Here is a 16,389-nt window from a genome sequence, read left to right as displayed (position 1 = left end):
ATGGATCGGAGCGAGAGTTCAAGTTTTCAATTGGATAGGCGGCGGCGTGTGCACGACATGTGCACCGGGAGATCAAGAAAAATCTCACCACGGCTAACGTGAGCAGGCTTGCTGCGCATGCGCATGATCTGAATTTGCGAGGCCAGGAGGCGGTGAGTTCTTACGCTGCAGTCTCGGCTGTTCGAGGCGGCGTGCGCGGCTCACGGGGACGGGATGGACGAATCTTTCTTTCAATGGCTTCAATCGGACATCGACCGCTGAGGCTGAATCAAACTTGACCATGATGGTCGGGAGGAGCCGGAGGCGGCACTGCCATTCTCGCCTGCCGGCGAAAGGCAGCAGCGAGCCTCACGCTTGAACGCATCCATTTCCTTCGCGAGATCGTTCAACAGCTGACGCTGCTCATCGTGACTAATCGCACCGCTTGCTAATTTGCGATAGCGATCGCGATTCGACTGGCTGAAGAATCTTGACATTCCTGGTGCCGGCTTCCGCATCCTGATACTTTGGTGCGATCTGCTCATTGCAATCTTGCTCCATCGATCGAGGGATCTCGCGCGAACACTTTCATCATGTCCATTCTGTATCCGTTCAAAGCTCAGAGCACACAAACGAATTGTGTTGACGTTTCAATGCAAGGCGATTGCACGGTGCGCGATGGATTCTCGCGATTCGCAACGATGAGGAGGACGATTCGAACCGATGATGATGTTCTGCCGCCTACTTGAAGCGTCCCGTCCATCGAGCTTTCATTTGCTATCTTCCGATGAGAGGACTGCAGTACAATCGGGCCGTTCCGCGACCAAGGGAAACTGACCCTCTTTAATCGGGTTTGCGAAGACTACTTAGCTACCTCCAAATATATTGATATCGAGCGGCATTTCTACTTCCGGCCGAGCGTCTGGCTCGATCCGGACCTGTCGTCCTGGACGGGCGGAGTTGGCCTGCAACCTGGTCGGTCTACATTTGGCCTTCTTCGGGTTTTTCGACCTTTTCTTGCGGCCATGGACGGTCCGGCAGACGTCCTCCAGCTGGCGCCGTTCGGTAGAGGTTGGCGGACATAAACTGATTGCCGGCGATGGGCACGCGGTGACGTTCTTTGATCTTGCCGGCGGTCGGCCGATGGATCGCGAGCCTCTAGCAAGAACAACTGCTTAGGATCGGGATAGCGAGGCTATCCTGCGGCGGCGCGCTTGTGGAACGTCGGCCAATTCGTCACCGCCAGTTGCCAATCCGTTGTGTCGACCGGGCAGCCATGGGGAATGACGGCTTGGCCGAAGGTCTAATCCGATATTGCACGAACAAGCAGGAAAGCAAATTCAATTGACATTTTGCTGCAGCAATTATGCTATGAAACGATGGATATCGAACTCGCCAGAACTTTCATCGAGATCGTGTCAACCGGTAGCTTCATCAAAGCTGCCGACCGTTTGCATGTCGCGCAGACCACGGTCAGCGCACGTGTGCGTCTCCTCGAGCAGCAGCTTGGGCGGCCGCTGTTCGTTAGAAACAAGGGCGGTGCGAGCCTCACCCCGGCTGGCGAACAGTTCCTCCGTTTCGCGCCGAGTTTCGTGCAATTGTGGCAGCGCGCAAAACAGCAAGTGGCGGTGCCGGAAGGACACAGCGCTGTCTTGACGATTGGAAGCGAAGTCAGCTTATGGCGGCCGCTTTTAATCGAGTGGGTCAGGACGTTGAGGCAATCACACCCAGACATTGCGCTTCGCGTTCACGTCGACGTTCCTCAGGATTTGATTACGCACGTTGCTGCCGGGCTTGTAGATATCGCGATCATGTACGCTCCCCAACATCGACCAGGGTTGGAGGTCGATCTGGTCATGGAGGAAGAACTTGTTCTCGTGACAACCGATCTCGCGAAGTATCATGAGAACGATCCTCGGTATGTTCACGTCGAATGGGGTTCTGAGTTCGCTCTTCATCATGCGGTGAGCTTTCCGGAAACCGTGCCGAGTCTCGTAACAAATCTCGGTCCGCTTGCGCTGAGCTATATCCTCCTGGAGGGAGGTTCAGGATACTTCCGAATGCATGCGGTTCAGTCATATCTTGCCGAGGGCGCACTTCACCTAGTTCCTGGCGCGCCTCGGTTCTCATTCCCCGTCTACGCCACACACGCGACAAATGTCGACGCCTCAGCGTTGGAGGCGGCACTCGTCGCGCTGCGCAAGGCTGCAAGCGTCGGGAAGTAGCTCGACCTGCAATCGCGTCAGCATTGGCGAGGCGCTAATGGCGACGGTCGCCAAGACCGTCACCATGCATCGATACGCTGTGTCGCCGATCAGGTCGGCGGTGATACTCCGCTCGCTCGCACTTCAAGCACCGCGAGGCTTCGTTCCCTGCCACGCTCAGTCCAATGAATTGTCTGCCCAGGTCCGAGTCCAATGAGGGCGATGCCAAGCGGACTTAGAACCGAGATGCAATGAATGGTTCTGGTTTCGTCCGGAAGAACGAGACGACCGCGACGAAGATGTGAGGTTCCATGCTCGACGAACTTCACCTCGCATCCGAGTCTGACGGCTGAACTCCATGCGGCGGTGTCTGAAATCAGATCGGCGCGATCAATCTCCTCTCGAAGAAGGCAATCGGTATCGACGCTCCTCGTTGGCAAGTCTCGAAGCAGCCTGAGCAGCTTTTGTCGGTCCATTTTCGTTAGAACTATGGACGGTCGGTCAGGACGTCTCTTTCCAGCGTTGGCCATGGTACTCGTCTCCCGGAGAGGAGCACCTTCCCATCGGCCGCCTTCGACGACAAACGAGTTAATTTGCCCGTTCGGTGCAATGAAAACGCTGGGCTAAGCGACGCAGATCTAATGCGGCAGCGTGGCGAAAGTCGCAGCGATAAGAGCCACTACGCGCGCTGTGCAATTGTCGCGGGGCAACGTTCAAGCCCGTATCTCGTCGCGTTTTCAATCCGCGGAGGATCGGAAGGTGTCTAAGTACGAAGGTACGAAGCATTTCGCGACAAAACGGCGCGGACCAACGGAGTATCTTGATTTCGCGGACCGTCGCGCCAAGTATGTTGGCATGATTATCATCGCGCTCGATCAACAATACTCCGTCGAGGGCCACCTGCAAATTGGCAGGTGACCCGGGTAGCCTTAATGGCTGTCCGGGCATAACTAATTTTGCAGCAATCTTTCCTGCTCTGTCACGAAGTGCGCAGCACGCGCTGCGCGCTCGTTTGATATGAGCATGTCGGCGAAGGTGCGCCGCAATACGAAGCGTGGTCAACTGGCGACCGGCAACCTGCTGCACTATCGAGCTAATATCGAAGGAGTTCAAGCGATGACAGAGGCGAGAGAGATCGGGCGGGTGTACATGAACGCCGCGAGCGATGTAGTTGCGACCATTGCAGAGCATAGTCGCAAAACCGTGCAACTGGCCGGCAACAACACGTTGCAGTCATTTGCATATCTCGCCCGCCTTGCAGGCGCCAGAACCGGCATGGAAGCGATCGAGGTTTCAGACGCGTATTATCGAAATCAGATAGGTGCGCTGGGGCAGCACGCGAACAATCTGATCGATCTAACCCGGAGGATGCGAAGCATATGTCTAGCCCCCTCCGAGCGCCAAGGGGCGGACAAAGGCGTCTTACCGGCTCGTGAAAACTGAGGAGTATTGCGCGATGTCAAGCATCCAATTCGATTCCACCGAGCAATTGCCCTCGATCTTCATAGCGCGACGAGACCATGCGCGCCTTGAACGGTTAGCCGATGATGCCGTGAAGGAACGTCATCCGGTTGGCAGATTCCTGATGTCAGAGATTCGTCGGGCCGCCGTGTTCGATACGAACCAGGTACCGGATGGTACTGTGCGTCTCAACGAGTGGGTGACCTACAGGGTCGATGGTGGTCGGCAGTCCGAAAGCAAAATCCTGGTGTGCCCGCCAGATCTTAGAAACGGGCTGATGGAACTATCGGTCCTCTCGCCGCTTGGTGCCGCCCTTCTCGGAATGAGAGTTGGGCAGCGTATGAAGTTCTTCAGTATCGAGGGCGGGCTTCATTCCGTCATTGTCGAAGGCGTCCTGGCACCGGCGGGAGCACCCCTGTTGTTTCCGGCAAAATCCCGCCCCAGCTCCGGTCGGGCTTCCACTAGCTCTCCGGGGTCCGATGACGACGGCCCTCAGGCGGCTTAGGAGCGGATGTGTTCGCAGAGAGCTGGATCGCTCGATAAGACTTGAGGAGTGGGAAATGCAGCGCGACAGAGTAGCTGAGATGAGACCGCCGATTGCCATTGATGCTGATCATTTCGCCAGACTATCGGCGCTCTCGTCGACGGCTAGCGGGCCGATGGCCGAAGTATGCGAATATCTTCGGGAGGAACTCGAGCGAGCGCATGTCCTGCCGGCAGATAAATTCCGTCCCGATATCGTCACTTTCGGCAGTAAAGTGAAATTTCGGGATGAACAGACCGGAAAGGTTCAAGAAGTAGTTCTAGTTTATCCACCTGATGCCGATATTGCATGCCGACGTGTATCGGTGCTGACGCCGGTTGGCGTCGCACTTCTGGGACTTTCGGTCAATCAGACGATTTCGTTCCGCACCAGGACCGGCGAAAGGCGCGAGCTAACCGTGCTCAAGGTCGGCCGCGAAGACTAGTCGGGCGCCGAAGAGAGAACGTGGACGCGACGGGTGCCGTCGCGCCCACTTTGATCCAATCAGCTCGTTGCTGGGCTGCGGTTGGCTATACCTAATCCGACCGATATCTATCGTGTCGCGGATTCGCATCGTGGTCGATCTCCCAAAGGGTCCACACGAGGGCAATGCCCAGGCAGACAATAATTGCCAAAAGTAGCAATGTCAGTTGGGGCGCTGTGAGCGCGTGGGTGCCCATTGCATGCTTGGCGAAAGTTTCGAGCGGCAGAGGCATTGCATCCGTTGTGATAGTCCGCGTTCGGCGTCCCCATGGAGCCTCCTGAGTTGTCGTCCATTGTGCGAGTCTTGCAAACGAAAAATGTTGTCAGTTCTCATCGACGAGAATGTTAGGTGCAACGCCCGGCAAGTCGTGCGTCCATGGTCGTTTAGATTGAAGAATTCTCGCCCCATTTTCCTTCGGTCAATCGGCATCAACCGATGATGGTTTTCGTTTGTCGAATGTTGGTCGACGTGCAGGGTGACCTCAGCGTGATCCGCACCAGGAGCGAGAGAAATGCCGACCGACCATGCCCTCGAGGAACCATTGCGGTGCCGTCGACGTTCCGAGCTTCAACGTATGTCGAACCAAGGACTCTGATGTACAGAAGGATTCTCCTGGCTTTTGATGGATCACCGGAAGGCCGCGACGCACTCGTTCATGCCCAGAATGTGGCGGCCGCGTGCGGTTCGATAGTTCATCTCGTTGCGATCGTTGAATCGCCCGAGCGAATGCTCACCGTCGAGGCGGGGGCATCGTCCTTCGTGAATCAGGGAGTTGAGACCCAGGCAGTGCTCGACGAGGCTGTGAGGCAGCTCACGGGCACCGGATGCGCGGCAGCAGGTAAGCTGCACTACGGGAAGCCGGCGGAGCAGATAATGCTCGCCGCCGTTGAGACAGGCGCGGATCTGATTATCGTCGGTCGCCGAGATCACGGAGCGCTCGCCCGCTACTTCAATGGCCTGGCAGATGGGTCGACCTTGTCTCCACTGCCATGCAGCGTGCTTGTAGTGGCGAAGTCTGAGCGCACGCAAGCAGCTTAACGCCCATGAGGCGCAGACGAGGCTACCGGGCGCGCAGCCTCTTTTGTCGAACCCCGGTGCGCCACCAATCCCTCCTGGTCTGACGGCGGCTGATGATGCTCGCCTGAATCGAGTTCGCAGCAGTGTGACTGTGCGGCAAAAGTCCGCAGCTGCCTTGGGATCCCGTCTTTAGACCATACATGAGAGCAATGATGTTTAATCGAGTTTCCAAGCATTCTCCTCGCAGCCCGGGGTATCGACAAATCCGCTCGTGAACCGGGCGTGCACCGCATCGCGTGCTCGCGCCCGGAGGTCCGAAGCCCCCAAATCTGGTCCCGCATTGAAGCAGGGGCCTCGTCTTGCGGTCGCAACCCCTTGCCGCAGGAAATCCATTCGCCAACCACGCATTCAGCGCGGTCGCGGAGAAGGTCAACAGGTTTGGTTGTCCGCCGAGATAGGAGAGATTAGTCGTGACAAGAGAAATTGAGACCCGAGAACAGCGCGAGAGACGGGAACTGGATGAGGAATTGGACAGGCAGCTGGAACAAACATTTCCCGCGAGCGATCCGCCGAAAATCACGCGCTCTGCTCCAGCTAGGGGAGGCAGGTAGGGCAGAACGGTCCGGCCCGCGGGGCTTCTGCGACCGCGGATCATGGACGCCCTGACGGGTCTTTCCCCATACTCTCCCCGCAGACAATACGGGCGCGCGGGCGCTGCGATTAGGTGTTTTTATATCCGCGGCGCGAACTTGGCCTTGATCCATCGAGAGCGCGAGAAATGTTGCTAATCACGAGATAGTCAAGTCTCGCATCGCGCTCGGTTACCGGCCGATGCGAGGCTAAGGCGCTCCGGAGGTGCTCCGGCCGAGCAAGATTTCCCTAAGAACGACGGCATCGTTGTGAGCAGCATCATGCGCTGCGAAAACGAGCGTAATACGCCCCCGTTGGGCAAGGGCGCGTAGCTCGTCAAGCCGCTCGCGGTGCTGGCGCATCTCTTCCGAGTAGCGGCGGCGAAACTCGGTCCAACGATCGGGATTGTGTCCGAACCACTTCCGCAGCCCGGTGCTAGGCGCGATGTCCTTGGCCCAAAGGTCGATCGCCGCGTCCACTTTCCTGACGCCGCGGGGCCAAAGACGGTCTACCAGAATTCGCGTGCCGTCACCGGAGTGGACTTCATCGTATGCGCGCTTCAATTTGATGTTCTCCGCGATAATCTTGCGTCCCATTGATGCCTCTCCCTTCTCTCGACCGGTTCGTTCTATTCGGAGCGACGCTCTAATCCGTTCCGATTCGACTCGACGATCGTGTGGCCGTATCCCGCCCGTGCAGTCTTGCTGACGACGTTGATCGGCTCGCCGGAGTCCCTGGTCGAATTCCGCACGCTGTTTCCCGAAATGGCGATCGAGATGAATAGCGCACCGAGGACCACCCACACCGTCAACCCGCCGATCCCATCCTCTGCCCAGGGCGCTGCCGATGAGGGACGGCCATGCGACGGCAACAGATCGATCAAGGGACCAGCCAGCACGATTGCCTCCGACGGAGACCATTGCTCGCTCTTCGATCGTGAAATCGTCGCAGCAAAGCTCTGTATTGCTTGAGCCTTTGGCAGGCTCGTTAGGCGAGCCGCCTCTTGCCAGGGATCGACGTCTTGACGTGCGAGTAGTGACAAGACGCTCAAGTTGCTCTGATCTGTCTCGCCTATCGAGGCAAACAGGAAGGCGTCGTATTGAGGGTCGAGACCGCACAGCCCGGCCATGATATCCTCCCATGACCTCATTGCTTCATCGGCGCTGCGGCGTCCTACGCGCCGTCGGCGGATTTTGATTGAACATCACAAGATTGATCGGTGCTTCATTCGCAACTTGGGCACACGGGCGCCCTGCCGTGTATCGTCCGGGGCGCCATGCGACTTCGCGGAAAAGCGAGTAATCTTGGGTGGATCGCTTGCCGGAAATGTGCCCTCCAGCTCATCGTTCAGTCGACGATCGATCTCTCTCTTCTCCCACTGTGCAAAAGACTCTCTGGCGGTCACGACAATCTCCCTTCGTTTCTGCATGTGCCGCGCGACACGAAAGACCTGCTGGCCCCACGTGGGCTATGCGGCGATGGCTTCAAGCTGCTCGACCTGTTTGCGGTGTAGCAGCAGCAAGTAAATGAGCTTCGCATTCAGTTTGGAGTCGAATATGTCCACGACAGCATCCTCGATCATGTCGGCCAGCATGGCCTGATTGCGGCTTGCAAATCTGATCCGGCTTCGGAGACTGCAATCGATATTGGGAATGGCGTCCGCCGCCTTTGCGCGAAGCATGCCGGTCCCGCCTCTCGCGGCAATCTCCTTTCTGAGCAGGATGCAAATCGCTCCTTGGCCCATTTCGGCCTCTAAAGCCAGGTCTGCAAGATGGGTGCAGGCCGCACGACCGATCGCTGCGTATGCGGTCAGGCCGATGTGTTCGCCGTCAAGCAGATGCTTGAGAAAGCTCAGTATCTCCTCTTTGGACCAATAGCCAAAGTAGCTGGAGCCGAGCGCATTTGCCTTGAGAGGAGAGGGCGCAAACTGCCGGATTGCGACGTCCGCGTTCGTTTGTTGGGGTACCCGGGCTTTCCGCATGATGTCGTTTCCCTGCGAGAACGAGAAGGATCTGCAGTCCTTGGCTCATTGGGCCATCGATGTCTTGGGCTGCCGCGCACCAGTACCGGCTATTCGGTCGAGTTCGACAAGCGAAAAGTATTGCAAGTTTGCATCAAGAATGTTGTTGGCTCGTGGGAGCGCGACGGGTGCGCTTGCGCCAAGCTCCTGTCGCGCTTCCTTGCGACCGCGCAGCGTAGAGTCGAGCGGCTATGACCGCCGAAGTCAGGCCGCGCGTGTTGCAGAACGCTCTCGCTCGACGCGTTCGGTGACGTCGCGGGCCATGGCGACCGAGCCAAGCACGTCGCCGTCGACACCCTTCACGAGGGCAAAGGTCATCTCGACGTAGAGCTTGCGTCCGCTCTTATGCAGGGCTCGCGTCAAAGTCGGACGACCTTGTAGCTTCAATAAGCCGGTTGACATAGCTGCGTCGAACCCCCGCCAATGCGGAGCGCGCAGATGCTCTGGAATGATCAGATCGAGACGTTGGCCGAGCGCCTCTTCCGAGGGGAAGCCGAACATGGCCACCGAAGCGCGATTCCATCGCGCGATCTCACCCGATCGGTCTGCGTAGATGACGGCGTCGGCAATTTGATCGAGAATTATCTCAGACAAGAGGTCGTTTTCCATGGAGCCCTCTAGTAAACGATATCCTCTGGCCATGGTGGGGCGTTCCGTCGTCAGGGGGCGCCGAAGTTCACGTTGCAGCGCTTGAACCGTCGAGTACATCGGAAACGACGCTCAAGCGTAAGAGTCGCAGAAGGATAGATCAATTTTCTTGATCATGACGCGCAATGTTTTTCGCTTGCGGATAGCAAGCGGTGAGCGAAAATAGCGAGGTTCGACCCGCCAGGAGTCCGCCATGAATACGCCCGACGACCATCCGATTGCACTTCCTCCAGTCATGCTTTCAGAAGCGGATCGAGACAGGCTATACGCCATCGCTATCTCCGCGCTGACGAACAGCCGTATGGCGTCGTCCGCATCGAACGTACTACGGGAGATATCTCGGGCGAGAATCGTCCCTGATGACGAGCTCCCAGAGAACGTCGTAGCAGTCAACTCGCATGTGGACGTGCGCGATAATGTTACCGGCACGACAAGGCAGGTCGTCCTCGTCATGCCCCACGAAACGTCGGAACAACCGAACGCGGTTTCGGTATTGAGTCCCCTGGGAGCAGCCTTGATCGGACTATCGGAAGGCCACTCGGTCGATTGGTGTTCAGCAAGCGGCGAGCCGAGCAGCGTGACGGTCCTCCGGTCGACAGCGAGTTCGGCAAGATCGCCAGCCCATGCCGATCGGCATGTATCGCGCGGTCAGTCCCGTTCATGAAGGATTGGGTCCCATGTGGTACAATTTCACGGCCGCGCACGACGTCCGTGCTGTCGAGGTCGAGTTTCACATCCGATTGAGCGGCGCTTCGTTCCGGCCGAGCTCGCGGTGCTCGGCCGGTCTCTTCGGCCAGTTCTGATATCATTGCCCCTCGCGCCGGCTAGAATGGATCGCCGCGACGAGCAGCGATCCTCTGTGCTCGTTGTCTGCCTCGAAGGTCAGGAGAACTTCTCGGCAAATTGCTTTGCCAGAGCGTCAGCGGTGGCATCCGCGATCTGATAGATGTGATTCTTCATCTCTTCCCAGGTTTGAGCCTCGGCGTCGTACTGGTGATCGGTTAATTGCTGGATCTGCTGGATGTGATGACTACCGTGGGCCTGGAGCAGGCCGTTCACGGCATCCTTCTGCAGATATGGGTTTGCCTTGCTCAGGAAGCTTGCAATTTCCTCGGCGTTCGAAGTTAGAGACTGAGTTGCCGCGCCTTGCCTGGTGGTGTCGCCTGCGACCGTCGCTGCAAGATAGGCTTTTACGGCACCATAGTGTCCCGCAAGGAGCTTGAAGAAGGCGTCCTTGGCCGCTGCGCCGTAGAATGGCTCTATGGTTGCGGCGATGGACTGAGCGTTGGCGACGGCTTGTCGTTCTGCCGTTTTTGCGATCGCTCCCTGTTTTTCGATCGTCGCGAGCGAGACGGCTCTTACCCAGAAAATGTGTCCGATCCAAAGATCGCGAAGCGTGGCCGCCGTCTCGGAAGTCTTGTCGGTTCGAGTGCTTCCCTTGTTGGGGCGCGAGCGCCTGGCGGCCGCGAACCCACTGTTGGAGAGAGGCAGAAGACCGGCGATAGCGGCGCCGACGGTGAGAAGCTCACGACGATGGGCAAGCTGCCGTACTACGTCTCGCGACATCGAAACCTCCTTGGGCGGACCTGAGCCGCTTTGTTGTGTGCTTGAGAGAACTGTATTCATCCGTGGTTGAACGGCGCAAACGAAATTCGTTGCCAGTTCAGTGCAAGTTCGATGCAGGTGGATGTTTGATGGGGCAGCGTCGAATCCTTTGTCGCTTCGTCACATCTCACACCTTCGATCATTCTCAAAATTGTGCGTTGGTGCCACGCGATATCAGGTAGCAACAAAACCGATATCAAGTGTTGATACTTTTCGTTTGTCAAACTTGATCCCCGACATACGTTGATGACGGCTTAATCGTGCAGATCGTTGCGCCGAACGGCGTGCTGCTGAGGAATGCCGAGATGACGCGAACTTCCGCAAGTGTTCTTTTCGAAACGCTTCGGCTGGCCTTCGATGGTCGGTGGCGTCGACACCGTCCTGAAGGCTCAATGGCTATCGGCCATCTTTGCGCCAGCAGCTTGAGCGTATCGATGAAGGTGCCGGCCGCTCGCGCCGTCTATTGGGCCAAGATTGCCAGATGCTCGGCGGTCAGGCGTGTCGCTGCTGGCCGCGCACGTAAGTACGGAAAGGAAACCCGCAATGTATAAGAAAATCCTGTTGGCTTTCGACGGCTCGCCCGATGGCCGCGAGGCACTGGCGCAGGCGGAGACGTTGGCGTCAAGGTGCGGTGCGACGGTTCATCTTCTGGCGATCGTCGACGCTGCCGAAAGCATGCTCATCGGCGAAGCGATGACTTATATCCCGCAGAATCAGCAGTTTGTGATGCAGAAGGTGCTCGAAGAGGGCGTCAAGCGTTTCCAGCGCGCTGGATGCATAGCGACCAGCGAGATCCGGCATGGGAGGCCGGCCGAACAGATAGTGGTTTGTGCCCGCGAAATAGGCGCCAAGTTGATTGTTGTGGGCCATCGAGATCAAGGGACCCTTGCGCGCTGGTTGAACGGATCGGTGGGCGAGTCGATCTTGCATCAGCCGCCCTGCAGCGTTCTCATCGCCATAAAGCCCCAGCGGACGGCGAGCAGCGTCGCGTCGTTACCGCAATCGAAGGCGAGGAGGGGAGCATGAGCTCCGTGTTCAGAATCTCCCGTCTGTCGGCGCTCCTGCTGTTTGCCGCTGCCGTCGCGATGCCGTCGGGCGAGGTTCTTGCAAAGGAGATCGTCTTGGGAGCGTCGGTACAACTGACGGGACCCGTCGCCAATACCGGCCGCTACTATCGCGACGCTTATCAGCTCGCGGTCGATCGCATTAATGCCGCGGGGGGCGTCAAGATCGGAAATGATTCATACAAGCTCGCGCTCAAGCTGTACGACAATCAGTCCGACGTGAACTTGAGTGTGCGTCAGTACACGCAGTTGGTTTCGCAGGACAAGGTCGATTTCCTCCTGGGGCCGTTTGCGAGCAATTTCGCGCTGGCGGATTCGGCCGTGTCCGAAAAATACAGAGTTCCAATGGTGCAGGGGGGCGGCGCGTCCGACCAGATCTTCTCGCGCGGCTTCAAGTTCATCTTCGGGACGCTGGCGCCGGCCAGCAACTACTTTGGCTCGACGATCGAGATGTTGAAGGGGCTCGATCCTGCGCCCAAATCGGTCGCGCTGCTGTACGCGGACGATGCCTTTGACGTTTCGGTGGCGGAGGGGACTCGACCAAAATTAAAGAAGGCGGGTCTGACGTTGGTCATGGACGAGCGATACAGCACGAACGCCACGGACTTCAGTTCACTTCTGTCGCAGATCAAAAGCAAGAACATCGATGCGGTGCTGGTCGCTGGTCATGAGACCGAGATCCTGAATTTCGTGCGACAGGCGAGGAGTCTGGCGGTCGCTCCAAAGATGTATTCCTTCACTGTGGGCGTTCCCAGCGAGGATTTCCGCAAGGCGCTGGGCACGGATGCCGATTACGCCTTCGGCATGACAGCCTGGCTGCCTTCGGCAGACCTGAAGGACCGCTGGTTTGGCGATGCCGCGCAGTTCGCGGCCGTCTACAAGGCGAAGTTCGGCTACGACCCCGATTATCATGCAGCCTCCGGCGTCGCCGACGTGGAAGTCTTGGTGCAGGCCGCGGAAATGGCAGGCTCGACGGATCCCGCGAAGGTGCGCGACGCGCTCTCGAAAGTGAAGTTCGACAGCCTGTACGGTCCGGTTGAATTCAATGAGAGCGGCCAGATCGATCTGCCCCAGACGGTCATTCAGGTTCAGGGTGACCGCTTGGTCGCGATTTTCGGCGGCAATGGCAAGATCGCGCCGCCGAAATATCCCATGCCGGCTTGGGACGTGCGCTAGGCAGACTGCGAACGGGCCTTCGGTTGAGAAGAGGAAGATGTGGACCTGCTCGCGCAAGTTCTTGTCAACGGAATGCTCCTGGGCGGTCTGTACGCCGTGATGGCGCTCGGTCTCGCCCTGGTCTGGGGCGTCCTCAATATCGTCAACCTTGCGCATGGCGCGTTCATCATGCTCGGCGGCTATGTGTCCTGGTACCTCTACACTTATGCCGGCATCGACCCGTTTCTGGGGCTGCCGCTGACTGCCGTGGTGATGTTTGCGGTGGGATACGGCGTGCAGCGAGGCCTTTTGAACCTGATCGTCAGGGCCCCGATGTTCAACACTCTGCTGGTGACCTTCGGGATCGAGGTCGTGCTCACCTACCTGGCTCAGTTTGCGTTTTCAGCCGACTTTCGCACCATCAACCCGTCCTATGTCGGCGACAGCATCGCCTTGGGAACGGTGGTACTGCCGGTGTCGCGTCTTCTGGCGTTCGGCATTGCAATCGTGCTGACGGTCAGCATGTGGCTCTTCTTGCTGCGCACACGGCTCGGACGTGCGATCCGCGCCACCGCGCAAAATCTGGTCGCGGCCCGGCTCTACGGCGTCGAGCCCCGGCACCTCTACGCCATGACGTTTGGGATCGGGATTGCGCTGGCTGGCGCCGCCGGAGGCCTCTACGGAACGGTGTCGCAAATCAATCCCTATATCGGCGCGGCGCTGACGGCCAAATCCTTTGCCATCTCGATCATCGGCGGACTGGACAATCCGTTCGGTGTGATCGTCGGCGGCTTATTCCTGGGAATCCTGGAGTCCCTGACAGCACTCTATATCGGATCGACCTTCTCCGACGTGGCAAGCTTCGGCGTACTGGTGTTGGTGCTGATCGTTCGCCCCAACGGTCTGCTCGGGAAAGCGGCATGAAGGCGGCACGCACCATGCTACTTCTGGCCGCGATTGCCGTCCTGGCAGCGGTGCCGTGGTTTGGTTCGGACGTGCTCATCCAATTTGGCATCAATGCCCTGCTTCTGGCCGTTCTGGCGCAAGGCTGGAACGTCATTGGGGGCTATGCGGGCTATGCCTCCTTCGGAAATTCGGTTTTTTACGGGCTCGGTAGCTACGGAGTGGCCATCGCGATGGTGCAGTGGCAATTGCCTTTCGGGGTCGGCCTCCTGTTCGGCGCGGCGCTTGCGGCCGTGTTTGCCGTGCTCATTGGGATACCGGTGCTGCGGCTGCGGGGGCACTACTTCGCGATCGCGACGCTGGCGCTCGCCCAGGTCATGGCCGCGATCGTCTCCAACGTGAAACTGGCCGGGCGGAACATCGGACTCGTCTTGCCGCCCCTCAACAACGACCCGCTGTTTTACGAGTTGTCGCTGCTGCTGCTCGTGCTCGCGACCCTGACCGTCTACTGGCTGACGCGCAGCCGCTTCGGCTTTGGATTGATCGCCATCCGCGAAAATGAGGAAGGCGCGGCGGTGATGGGTGTCAATACGACCCTCTACAAAACCGTGGCTTTTGCCATGTCGGGCGTATTCAGCGCGCTGGCGGGCGGCATTCACGCCTACTGGGTTACGTTCATCGACCCGGAAAGCGCATTCGATATCGGCTTGAACGTCAAGATGATCATCATGGCGGTATTTGGCGGACCTGGGACGGTTTTCGGCCCCGTCGTCGGGGCGCTTTCGCTTTCGGCGGTCTCCGAGCTTCTGTCGAGCGAGATCACCAGTCTCGCGGGCCTGTTCTTCGGCGTTGTCGTTGTCGTTGCGGTCGTCGTGATGCCGCGCGGCCTGGCCGACGTGCTGCGGCGCTTTCGCAGCACGGGCTGGCGATATTTCGCCGAAAATATTCGGAGCCACCAACTATGACGGCGATGCTCGAAATCAGCCACGTCACCCGGCGCTTTGAGGGTCTGGTCGCCGTCGACGACGTCAGCTTCATGCTGCTGCGTGGCGAGATCCTCGGCCTGATCGGTCCGAACGGTGCAGGCAAATCAACGCTGGTCAGCCTGATAAGCGGAACGCTGGCTCCCAGCTCCGGCGACATCCTCTTCGAAGGAAGGTCCATTGTCCACTTGCCTGCATATCGCCGTGCGAGACTGGGCATAGGCCGCACCTTCCAGATCATGCGTCCCTTTCCCGGTTTATCGGTCCTGGACAACGTCGCCGTGGGCGCACTGTTCGGACGGGGAGGCGGACAGGCCCAAATGGCGAAAGCCCGCGAGCAGGCCCGCGCTCAGCTGGAGTTCGTTGGACTGGCCAGAAATATCGATCAGCGCGCCGACGAATTGGGGGGGCCCGGCCGCAAGCGGCTCGAGCTGGCGAAGGCGTTGGCAATGAAGCCGAAGGTTCTTCTGTGCGATGAGGTCATGGCGGGTCTCAATCAGGTCGAGATTGAAGACGTGATCGAAGTGATCCGCAAGGTTCGCAATGAGGGGATCAGCGTCCTCGTCATCGAGCACGTCATCAAGGCCATCAGGAGTCTGTCGGATCGGCTGCTGGTGCTGAATCATGGCGTGAAGATCGCCGAGGGCGATCCGGGCCGCGTCCTGTCAAACCAAACGGTCGTCGAGGCCTATCTCGGCAAGAGGCGGGCATGAAACTGGACCCGGCAGCCAAAGCGGTCCCGCTGCTTGACGTGCGCGGAGTAAGTGCGGGCTACGGCGGAATGCCGGTCTTGCAGGACGTAACCCTGAAGATCTACGCGGCCGAGGTCGTGGCGCTGGTCGGCAGCAACGGGGCGGGCAAGACCACTCTGCTGCGCGCGCTGTCGCGCGTGCTTCCCTGCCAGGGCAGCATGACCTTGAATTCCCGGGATCTCCTGTCGATGACGTCCGACGGTGCCTTTAGAGCCGGCCTCGTGCAGGTTCCTGAAGGTCGTCAGCTCTTCGACCGCATGAGCGTACGGGACAATCTGTTGATGGGCGCGTTCGTACGCGCGGACAAGTCTGGAATAAGCCGAGACCTGAACAGAATGTACTCTCTATTTCCGCGCCTGGCGGAGCGCCGGCGTCAGCTTGCCGGCAGCTTGTCGGGAGGCGAACAGCAAATGTGCGCGATGGCCCGCGGATTGATGGCCGCTCCGATCCTCTTGATGATCGACGAGATGAGCTTGGGACTGGCACCCGTAGTCGTGGAGCAGTTGATCGATGCGCTGGTGGCGATCCGCAGCGAGGGCGTGACAGTTCTGTTGGTCGAACAGGACGTCAATCTGGCTCTGTCGGTTGCCGACCGAGGTTACGTCATGGAAAGCGGACATATCGCTCGCAGCGGGTCCGCCAAGCAGCTCATCGACGATCCAGAAGTCCGACGCGCTTATCTCGGGCTTTGAGACCTCGGCCTGCGACGGACCGACGGTATCGAGGAAGGTCAATTCGATGTGAAGGCGCGGTGGAAAGACAGTTTCGTGCCATGCCGGAAAGGGGGAGTACGTTGAAATGCCGGCTTTGCCCAAACCGCAATTCGAGCACACCGCAATCAAGCATGACACGATCGCTAAACTGAAATCGCTGCAACGGAGCAACGACGGCTGCAACGTGCACGAAAGCGCGGAAACGGTGATCTGCGACTTCCTCGACGCAGTCGGCTACGAAGAGATCG

General features: G+C 58.7%; 20 protein-coding genes. 13 read left to right on the top strand and 7 right to left on the bottom strand.

The annotated features are described in order from the left end of the window. Positions 1-239: 239 nt before the first annotated feature. Entirely contained in the window at positions 240-476 is a 237-nt protein-coding gene (locus AC1RQP_RS37495) for a hypothetical protein (protein WP_492942490.1), read from the bottom strand. Positions 477-1,358: 882 nt separating this feature from the next. Between AC1RQP_RS37495 and AC1RQP_RS37490 the strand changes: the two genes are divergently transcribed. Then, the gene (locus AC1RQP_RS37490; RefSeq protein WP_247973803.1) at positions 1,359-2,204 is read left to right on the top strand and encodes a LysR family transcriptional regulator; all 846 of its coding nucleotides are present in this window, start codon (positions 1,359-1,361) and stop codon (positions 2,202-2,204) included. Between the two features lie 89 nt (positions 2,205-2,293). Here AC1RQP_RS37490 and AC1RQP_RS37485 read toward each other — a convergent pair whose 3' ends face one another. Beyond that, a complete protein-coding gene (locus tag AC1RQP_RS37485) occupies positions 2,294-2,659 on the bottom strand; it encodes a GreA/GreB family elongation factor (RefSeq protein WP_492942578.1) in 366 nt (121 codons plus the stop codon). Positions 2,660-2,942: 283 nt separating this feature from the next. Here AC1RQP_RS37485 and AC1RQP_RS37480 point away from each other — a divergent pair, with 283 nt between their 5' ends. From AC1RQP_RS37480 to AC1RQP_RS37460, 5 genes are all read left to right on the top strand, one after another. Further along, positions 2,943-3,101: a hypothetical protein gene (locus AC1RQP_RS37480; RefSeq protein WP_492942488.1), complete on the top strand. Its 159-nt coding sequence runs from the start codon at positions 2,943-2,945 to the stop codon at positions 3,099-3,101. Positions 3,102-3,206: 105 nt separating this feature from the next. After that, positions 3,207-3,626: a hypothetical protein gene (locus tag AC1RQP_RS37475; RefSeq protein ID WP_492942486.1), complete on the top strand. Its 420-nt coding sequence runs from the start codon at positions 3,207-3,209 to the stop codon at positions 3,624-3,626. A gap of 13 nt (positions 3,627-3,639) precedes the next feature. After that, positions 3,640-4,149 carry a GreA/GreB family elongation factor gene (locus AC1RQP_RS37470; RefSeq protein WP_492942484.1) on the top strand — a complete coding sequence of 170 codons (510 nt, stop codon included), beginning with the start codon at positions 3,640-3,642 and terminating at the stop codon, positions 4,147-4,149. A 55-nt stretch (positions 4,150-4,204) separates the two neighbouring features. Next, positions 4,205-4,612, top strand: a complete 408-nt coding sequence (rnk, locus tag AC1RQP_RS37465) for a nucleoside diphosphate kinase regulator (protein WP_492942482.1) — start codon at positions 4,205-4,207, stop codon at positions 4,610-4,612. A gap of 495 nt (positions 4,613-5,107) precedes the next feature. Then, a complete protein-coding gene (locus tag AC1RQP_RS37460) occupies positions 5,108-5,689 on the top strand; it encodes a universal stress protein (protein WP_492942480.1) in 582 nt (193 codons plus the stop codon). A gap of 818 nt (positions 5,690-6,507) precedes the next feature. On the opposite strand, the gene AC1RQP_RS37455 is transcribed toward AC1RQP_RS37460, so the two are convergent. From AC1RQP_RS37455 to AC1RQP_RS37440, 4 genes are all read right to left on the bottom strand, one after another. After that, the gene (locus AC1RQP_RS37455) at positions 6,508-6,894 is read right to left on the bottom strand and encodes a DUF488 domain-containing protein (protein ID WP_247973809.1); all 387 of its coding nucleotides are present in this window, start codon (positions 6,892-6,894) and stop codon (positions 6,508-6,510) included. 32 nt (positions 6,895-6,926) lie between these two features. Continuing rightward, the gene (locus tag AC1RQP_RS37450; protein WP_492942478.1) at positions 6,927-7,427 is read right to left on the bottom strand and encodes a hypothetical protein; all 501 of its coding nucleotides are present in this window, start codon (positions 7,425-7,427) and stop codon (positions 6,927-6,929) included. A 339-nt stretch (positions 7,428-7,766) separates the two neighbouring features. Beyond that, a complete protein-coding gene (locus tag AC1RQP_RS37445; protein ID WP_492942476.1) occupies positions 7,767-8,279 on the bottom strand; it encodes a hypothetical protein in 513 nt (170 codons plus the stop codon). Between the two features lie 243 nt (positions 8,280-8,522). Then, positions 8,523-8,927: a PAS domain-containing protein gene (locus tag AC1RQP_RS37440; RefSeq protein ID WP_492942474.1), complete on the bottom strand. Its 405-nt coding sequence runs from the start codon at positions 8,925-8,927 to the stop codon at positions 8,523-8,525. A gap of 232 nt (positions 8,928-9,159) precedes the next feature. Between AC1RQP_RS37440 and AC1RQP_RS37435 the strand changes: the two genes are divergently transcribed. After that, a complete protein-coding gene (locus AC1RQP_RS37435; RefSeq protein WP_492942472.1) occupies positions 9,160-9,630 on the top strand; it encodes a GreA/GreB family elongation factor in 471 nt (156 codons plus the stop codon). Positions 9,631-9,848: 218 nt separating this feature from the next. Here the strand turns inward: AC1RQP_RS37435 and AC1RQP_RS37430 are convergent, their stop codons facing one another. After that, positions 9,849-10,532, bottom strand: coding sequence for a hypothetical protein (locus AC1RQP_RS37430; RefSeq protein ID WP_492942470.1), 684 nt, complete (start codon positions 10,530-10,532; stop codon positions 9,849-9,851). 582 nt (positions 10,533-11,114) lie between these two features. Here AC1RQP_RS37430 and AC1RQP_RS37425 point away from each other — a divergent pair. From AC1RQP_RS37425 to AC1RQP_RS37400, 6 genes are read left to right on the top strand one after another with little or no spacing between them, the layout of a single operon-like run. Then, positions 11,115-11,597 (top strand): universal stress protein, encoded by a 483-nt coding sequence (locus AC1RQP_RS37425; RefSeq protein ID WP_492942468.1) that lies wholly within the window; start codon positions 11,115-11,117, stop codon positions 11,595-11,597. Positions 11,598-11,656: 59 nt separating this feature from the next. After that, positions 11,657-12,811: an amino acid ABC transporter substrate-binding protein gene (locus tag AC1RQP_RS37420; protein WP_492942576.1), complete on the top strand. Its 1,155-nt coding sequence runs from the start codon at positions 11,657-11,659 to the stop codon at positions 12,809-12,811. A gap of 39 nt (positions 12,812-12,850) precedes the next feature. Continuing rightward, positions 12,851-13,714, top strand: coding sequence for a branched-chain amino acid ABC transporter permease (locus AC1RQP_RS37415; protein ID WP_492942466.1), 864 nt, complete (start codon positions 12,851-12,853; stop codon positions 13,712-13,714). Further along, positions 13,711-14,658: a branched-chain amino acid ABC transporter permease gene (locus AC1RQP_RS37410; RefSeq protein WP_492942464.1), complete on the top strand. Its 948-nt coding sequence runs from the start codon at positions 13,711-13,713 to the stop codon at positions 14,656-14,658. Before AC1RQP_RS37415 ends, AC1RQP_RS37410 begins: the two co-directional genes overlap by 4 nt. Then, positions 14,655-15,389 (top strand): ABC transporter ATP-binding protein, encoded by a 735-nt coding sequence (locus AC1RQP_RS37405; RefSeq protein WP_492942462.1) that lies wholly within the window; start codon positions 14,655-14,657, stop codon positions 15,387-15,389. The genes AC1RQP_RS37410 and AC1RQP_RS37405 overlap by 4 nt, the downstream gene beginning before the upstream one ends. After that, positions 15,386-16,120 carry an ABC transporter ATP-binding protein gene (locus AC1RQP_RS37400; protein ID WP_492942460.1) on the top strand — a complete coding sequence of 245 codons (735 nt, stop codon included), beginning with the start codon at positions 15,386-15,388 and terminating at the stop codon, positions 16,118-16,120. The genes AC1RQP_RS37405 and AC1RQP_RS37400 overlap by 4 nt, the downstream gene beginning before the upstream one ends. Positions 16,121-16,389 lie beyond the last annotated feature (269 nt).

It is taken from the genome of Bradyrhizobium sp. GW821-FHT13H06 (assembly GCF_058803975.1).
Note: the sequence above shows the minus strand (reverse complement) of the source record. Positions and strands in the feature narration are given on the sequence as shown.

What these genes read in the sequence shown, in the direction of transcription:
- AC1RQP_RS37485 (WP_492942578.1), bottom strand. Translation starts at nt 2,659, where the DNA reads ATGGACCGACAAAAGCTGCTCAGGCTGCTTCGAGACTTGCCAACGAGG.
- AC1RQP_RS37440 (WP_492942474.1), bottom strand. Translation starts at nt 8,927, where the DNA reads ATGGAAAACGACCTCTTGTCTGAGATAATTCTCGATCAAATTGCCGAC.
- AC1RQP_RS37460 (WP_492942480.1), top strand. Translation starts at nt 5,108, where the DNA reads ATGTTGGTCGACGTGCAGGGTGACCTCAGCGTGATCCGCACCAGGAGC.
- AC1RQP_RS37425 (WP_492942468.1), top strand. Translation starts at nt 11,115, where the DNA reads ATGTATAAGAAAATCCTGTTGGCTTTCGACGGCTCGCCCGATGGCCGC.
- AC1RQP_RS37450 (WP_492942478.1), bottom strand. Translation starts at nt 7,427, where the DNA reads ATGGCCGGGCTGTGCGGTCTCGACCCTCAATACGACGCCTTCCTGTTT.
- AC1RQP_RS37445 (WP_492942476.1), bottom strand. Translation starts at nt 8,279, where the DNA reads ATGCGGAAAGCCCGGGTACCCCAACAAACGAACGCGGACGTCGCAATC.
- AC1RQP_RS37490 (WP_247973803.1), top strand. Translation starts at nt 1,359, where the DNA reads ATGGATATCGAACTCGCCAGAACTTTCATCGAGATCGTGTCAACCGGT.
- AC1RQP_RS37495 (WP_492942490.1), bottom strand. Translation starts at nt 476, where the DNA reads ATGTCAAGATTCTTCAGCCAGTCGAATCGCGATCGCTATCGCAAATTA.
- AC1RQP_RS37405 (WP_492942462.1), top strand. Translation starts at nt 14,655, where the DNA reads ATGACGGCGATGCTCGAAATCAGCCACGTCACCCGGCGCTTTGAGGGT.
- AC1RQP_RS37455 (WP_247973809.1), bottom strand. Translation starts at nt 6,894, where the DNA reads ATGGGACGCAAGATTATCGCGGAGAACATCAAATTGAAGCGCGCATAC.
- AC1RQP_RS37475 (WP_492942486.1), top strand. Translation starts at nt 3,207, where the DNA reads ATGTCGGCGAAGGTGCGCCGCAATACGAAGCGTGGTCAACTGGCGACC.
- AC1RQP_RS37470 (WP_492942484.1), top strand. Translation starts at nt 3,640, where the DNA reads ATGTCAAGCATCCAATTCGATTCCACCGAGCAATTGCCCTCGATCTTC.
- AC1RQP_RS37400 (WP_492942460.1), top strand. Translation starts at nt 15,386, where the DNA reads ATGAAACTGGACCCGGCAGCCAAAGCGGTCCCGCTGCTTGACGTGCGC.
- AC1RQP_RS37430 (WP_492942470.1), bottom strand. Translation starts at nt 10,532, where the DNA reads ATGTCGCGAGACGTAGTACGGCAGCTTGCCCATCGTCGTGAGCTTCTC.
- rnk (WP_492942482.1), top strand. Translation starts at nt 4,205, where the DNA reads ATGCAGCGCGACAGAGTAGCTGAGATGAGACCGCCGATTGCCATTGAT.
- AC1RQP_RS37410 (WP_492942464.1), top strand. Translation starts at nt 13,711, where the DNA reads ATGAAGGCGGCACGCACCATGCTACTTCTGGCCGCGATTGCCGTCCTG.
- AC1RQP_RS37420 (WP_492942576.1), top strand. Translation starts at nt 11,657, where the DNA reads ATGCCGTCGGGCGAGGTTCTTGCAAAGGAGATCGTCTTGGGAGCGTCG.
- AC1RQP_RS37435 (WP_492942472.1), top strand. Translation starts at nt 9,160, where the DNA reads ATGAATACGCCCGACGACCATCCGATTGCACTTCCTCCAGTCATGCTT.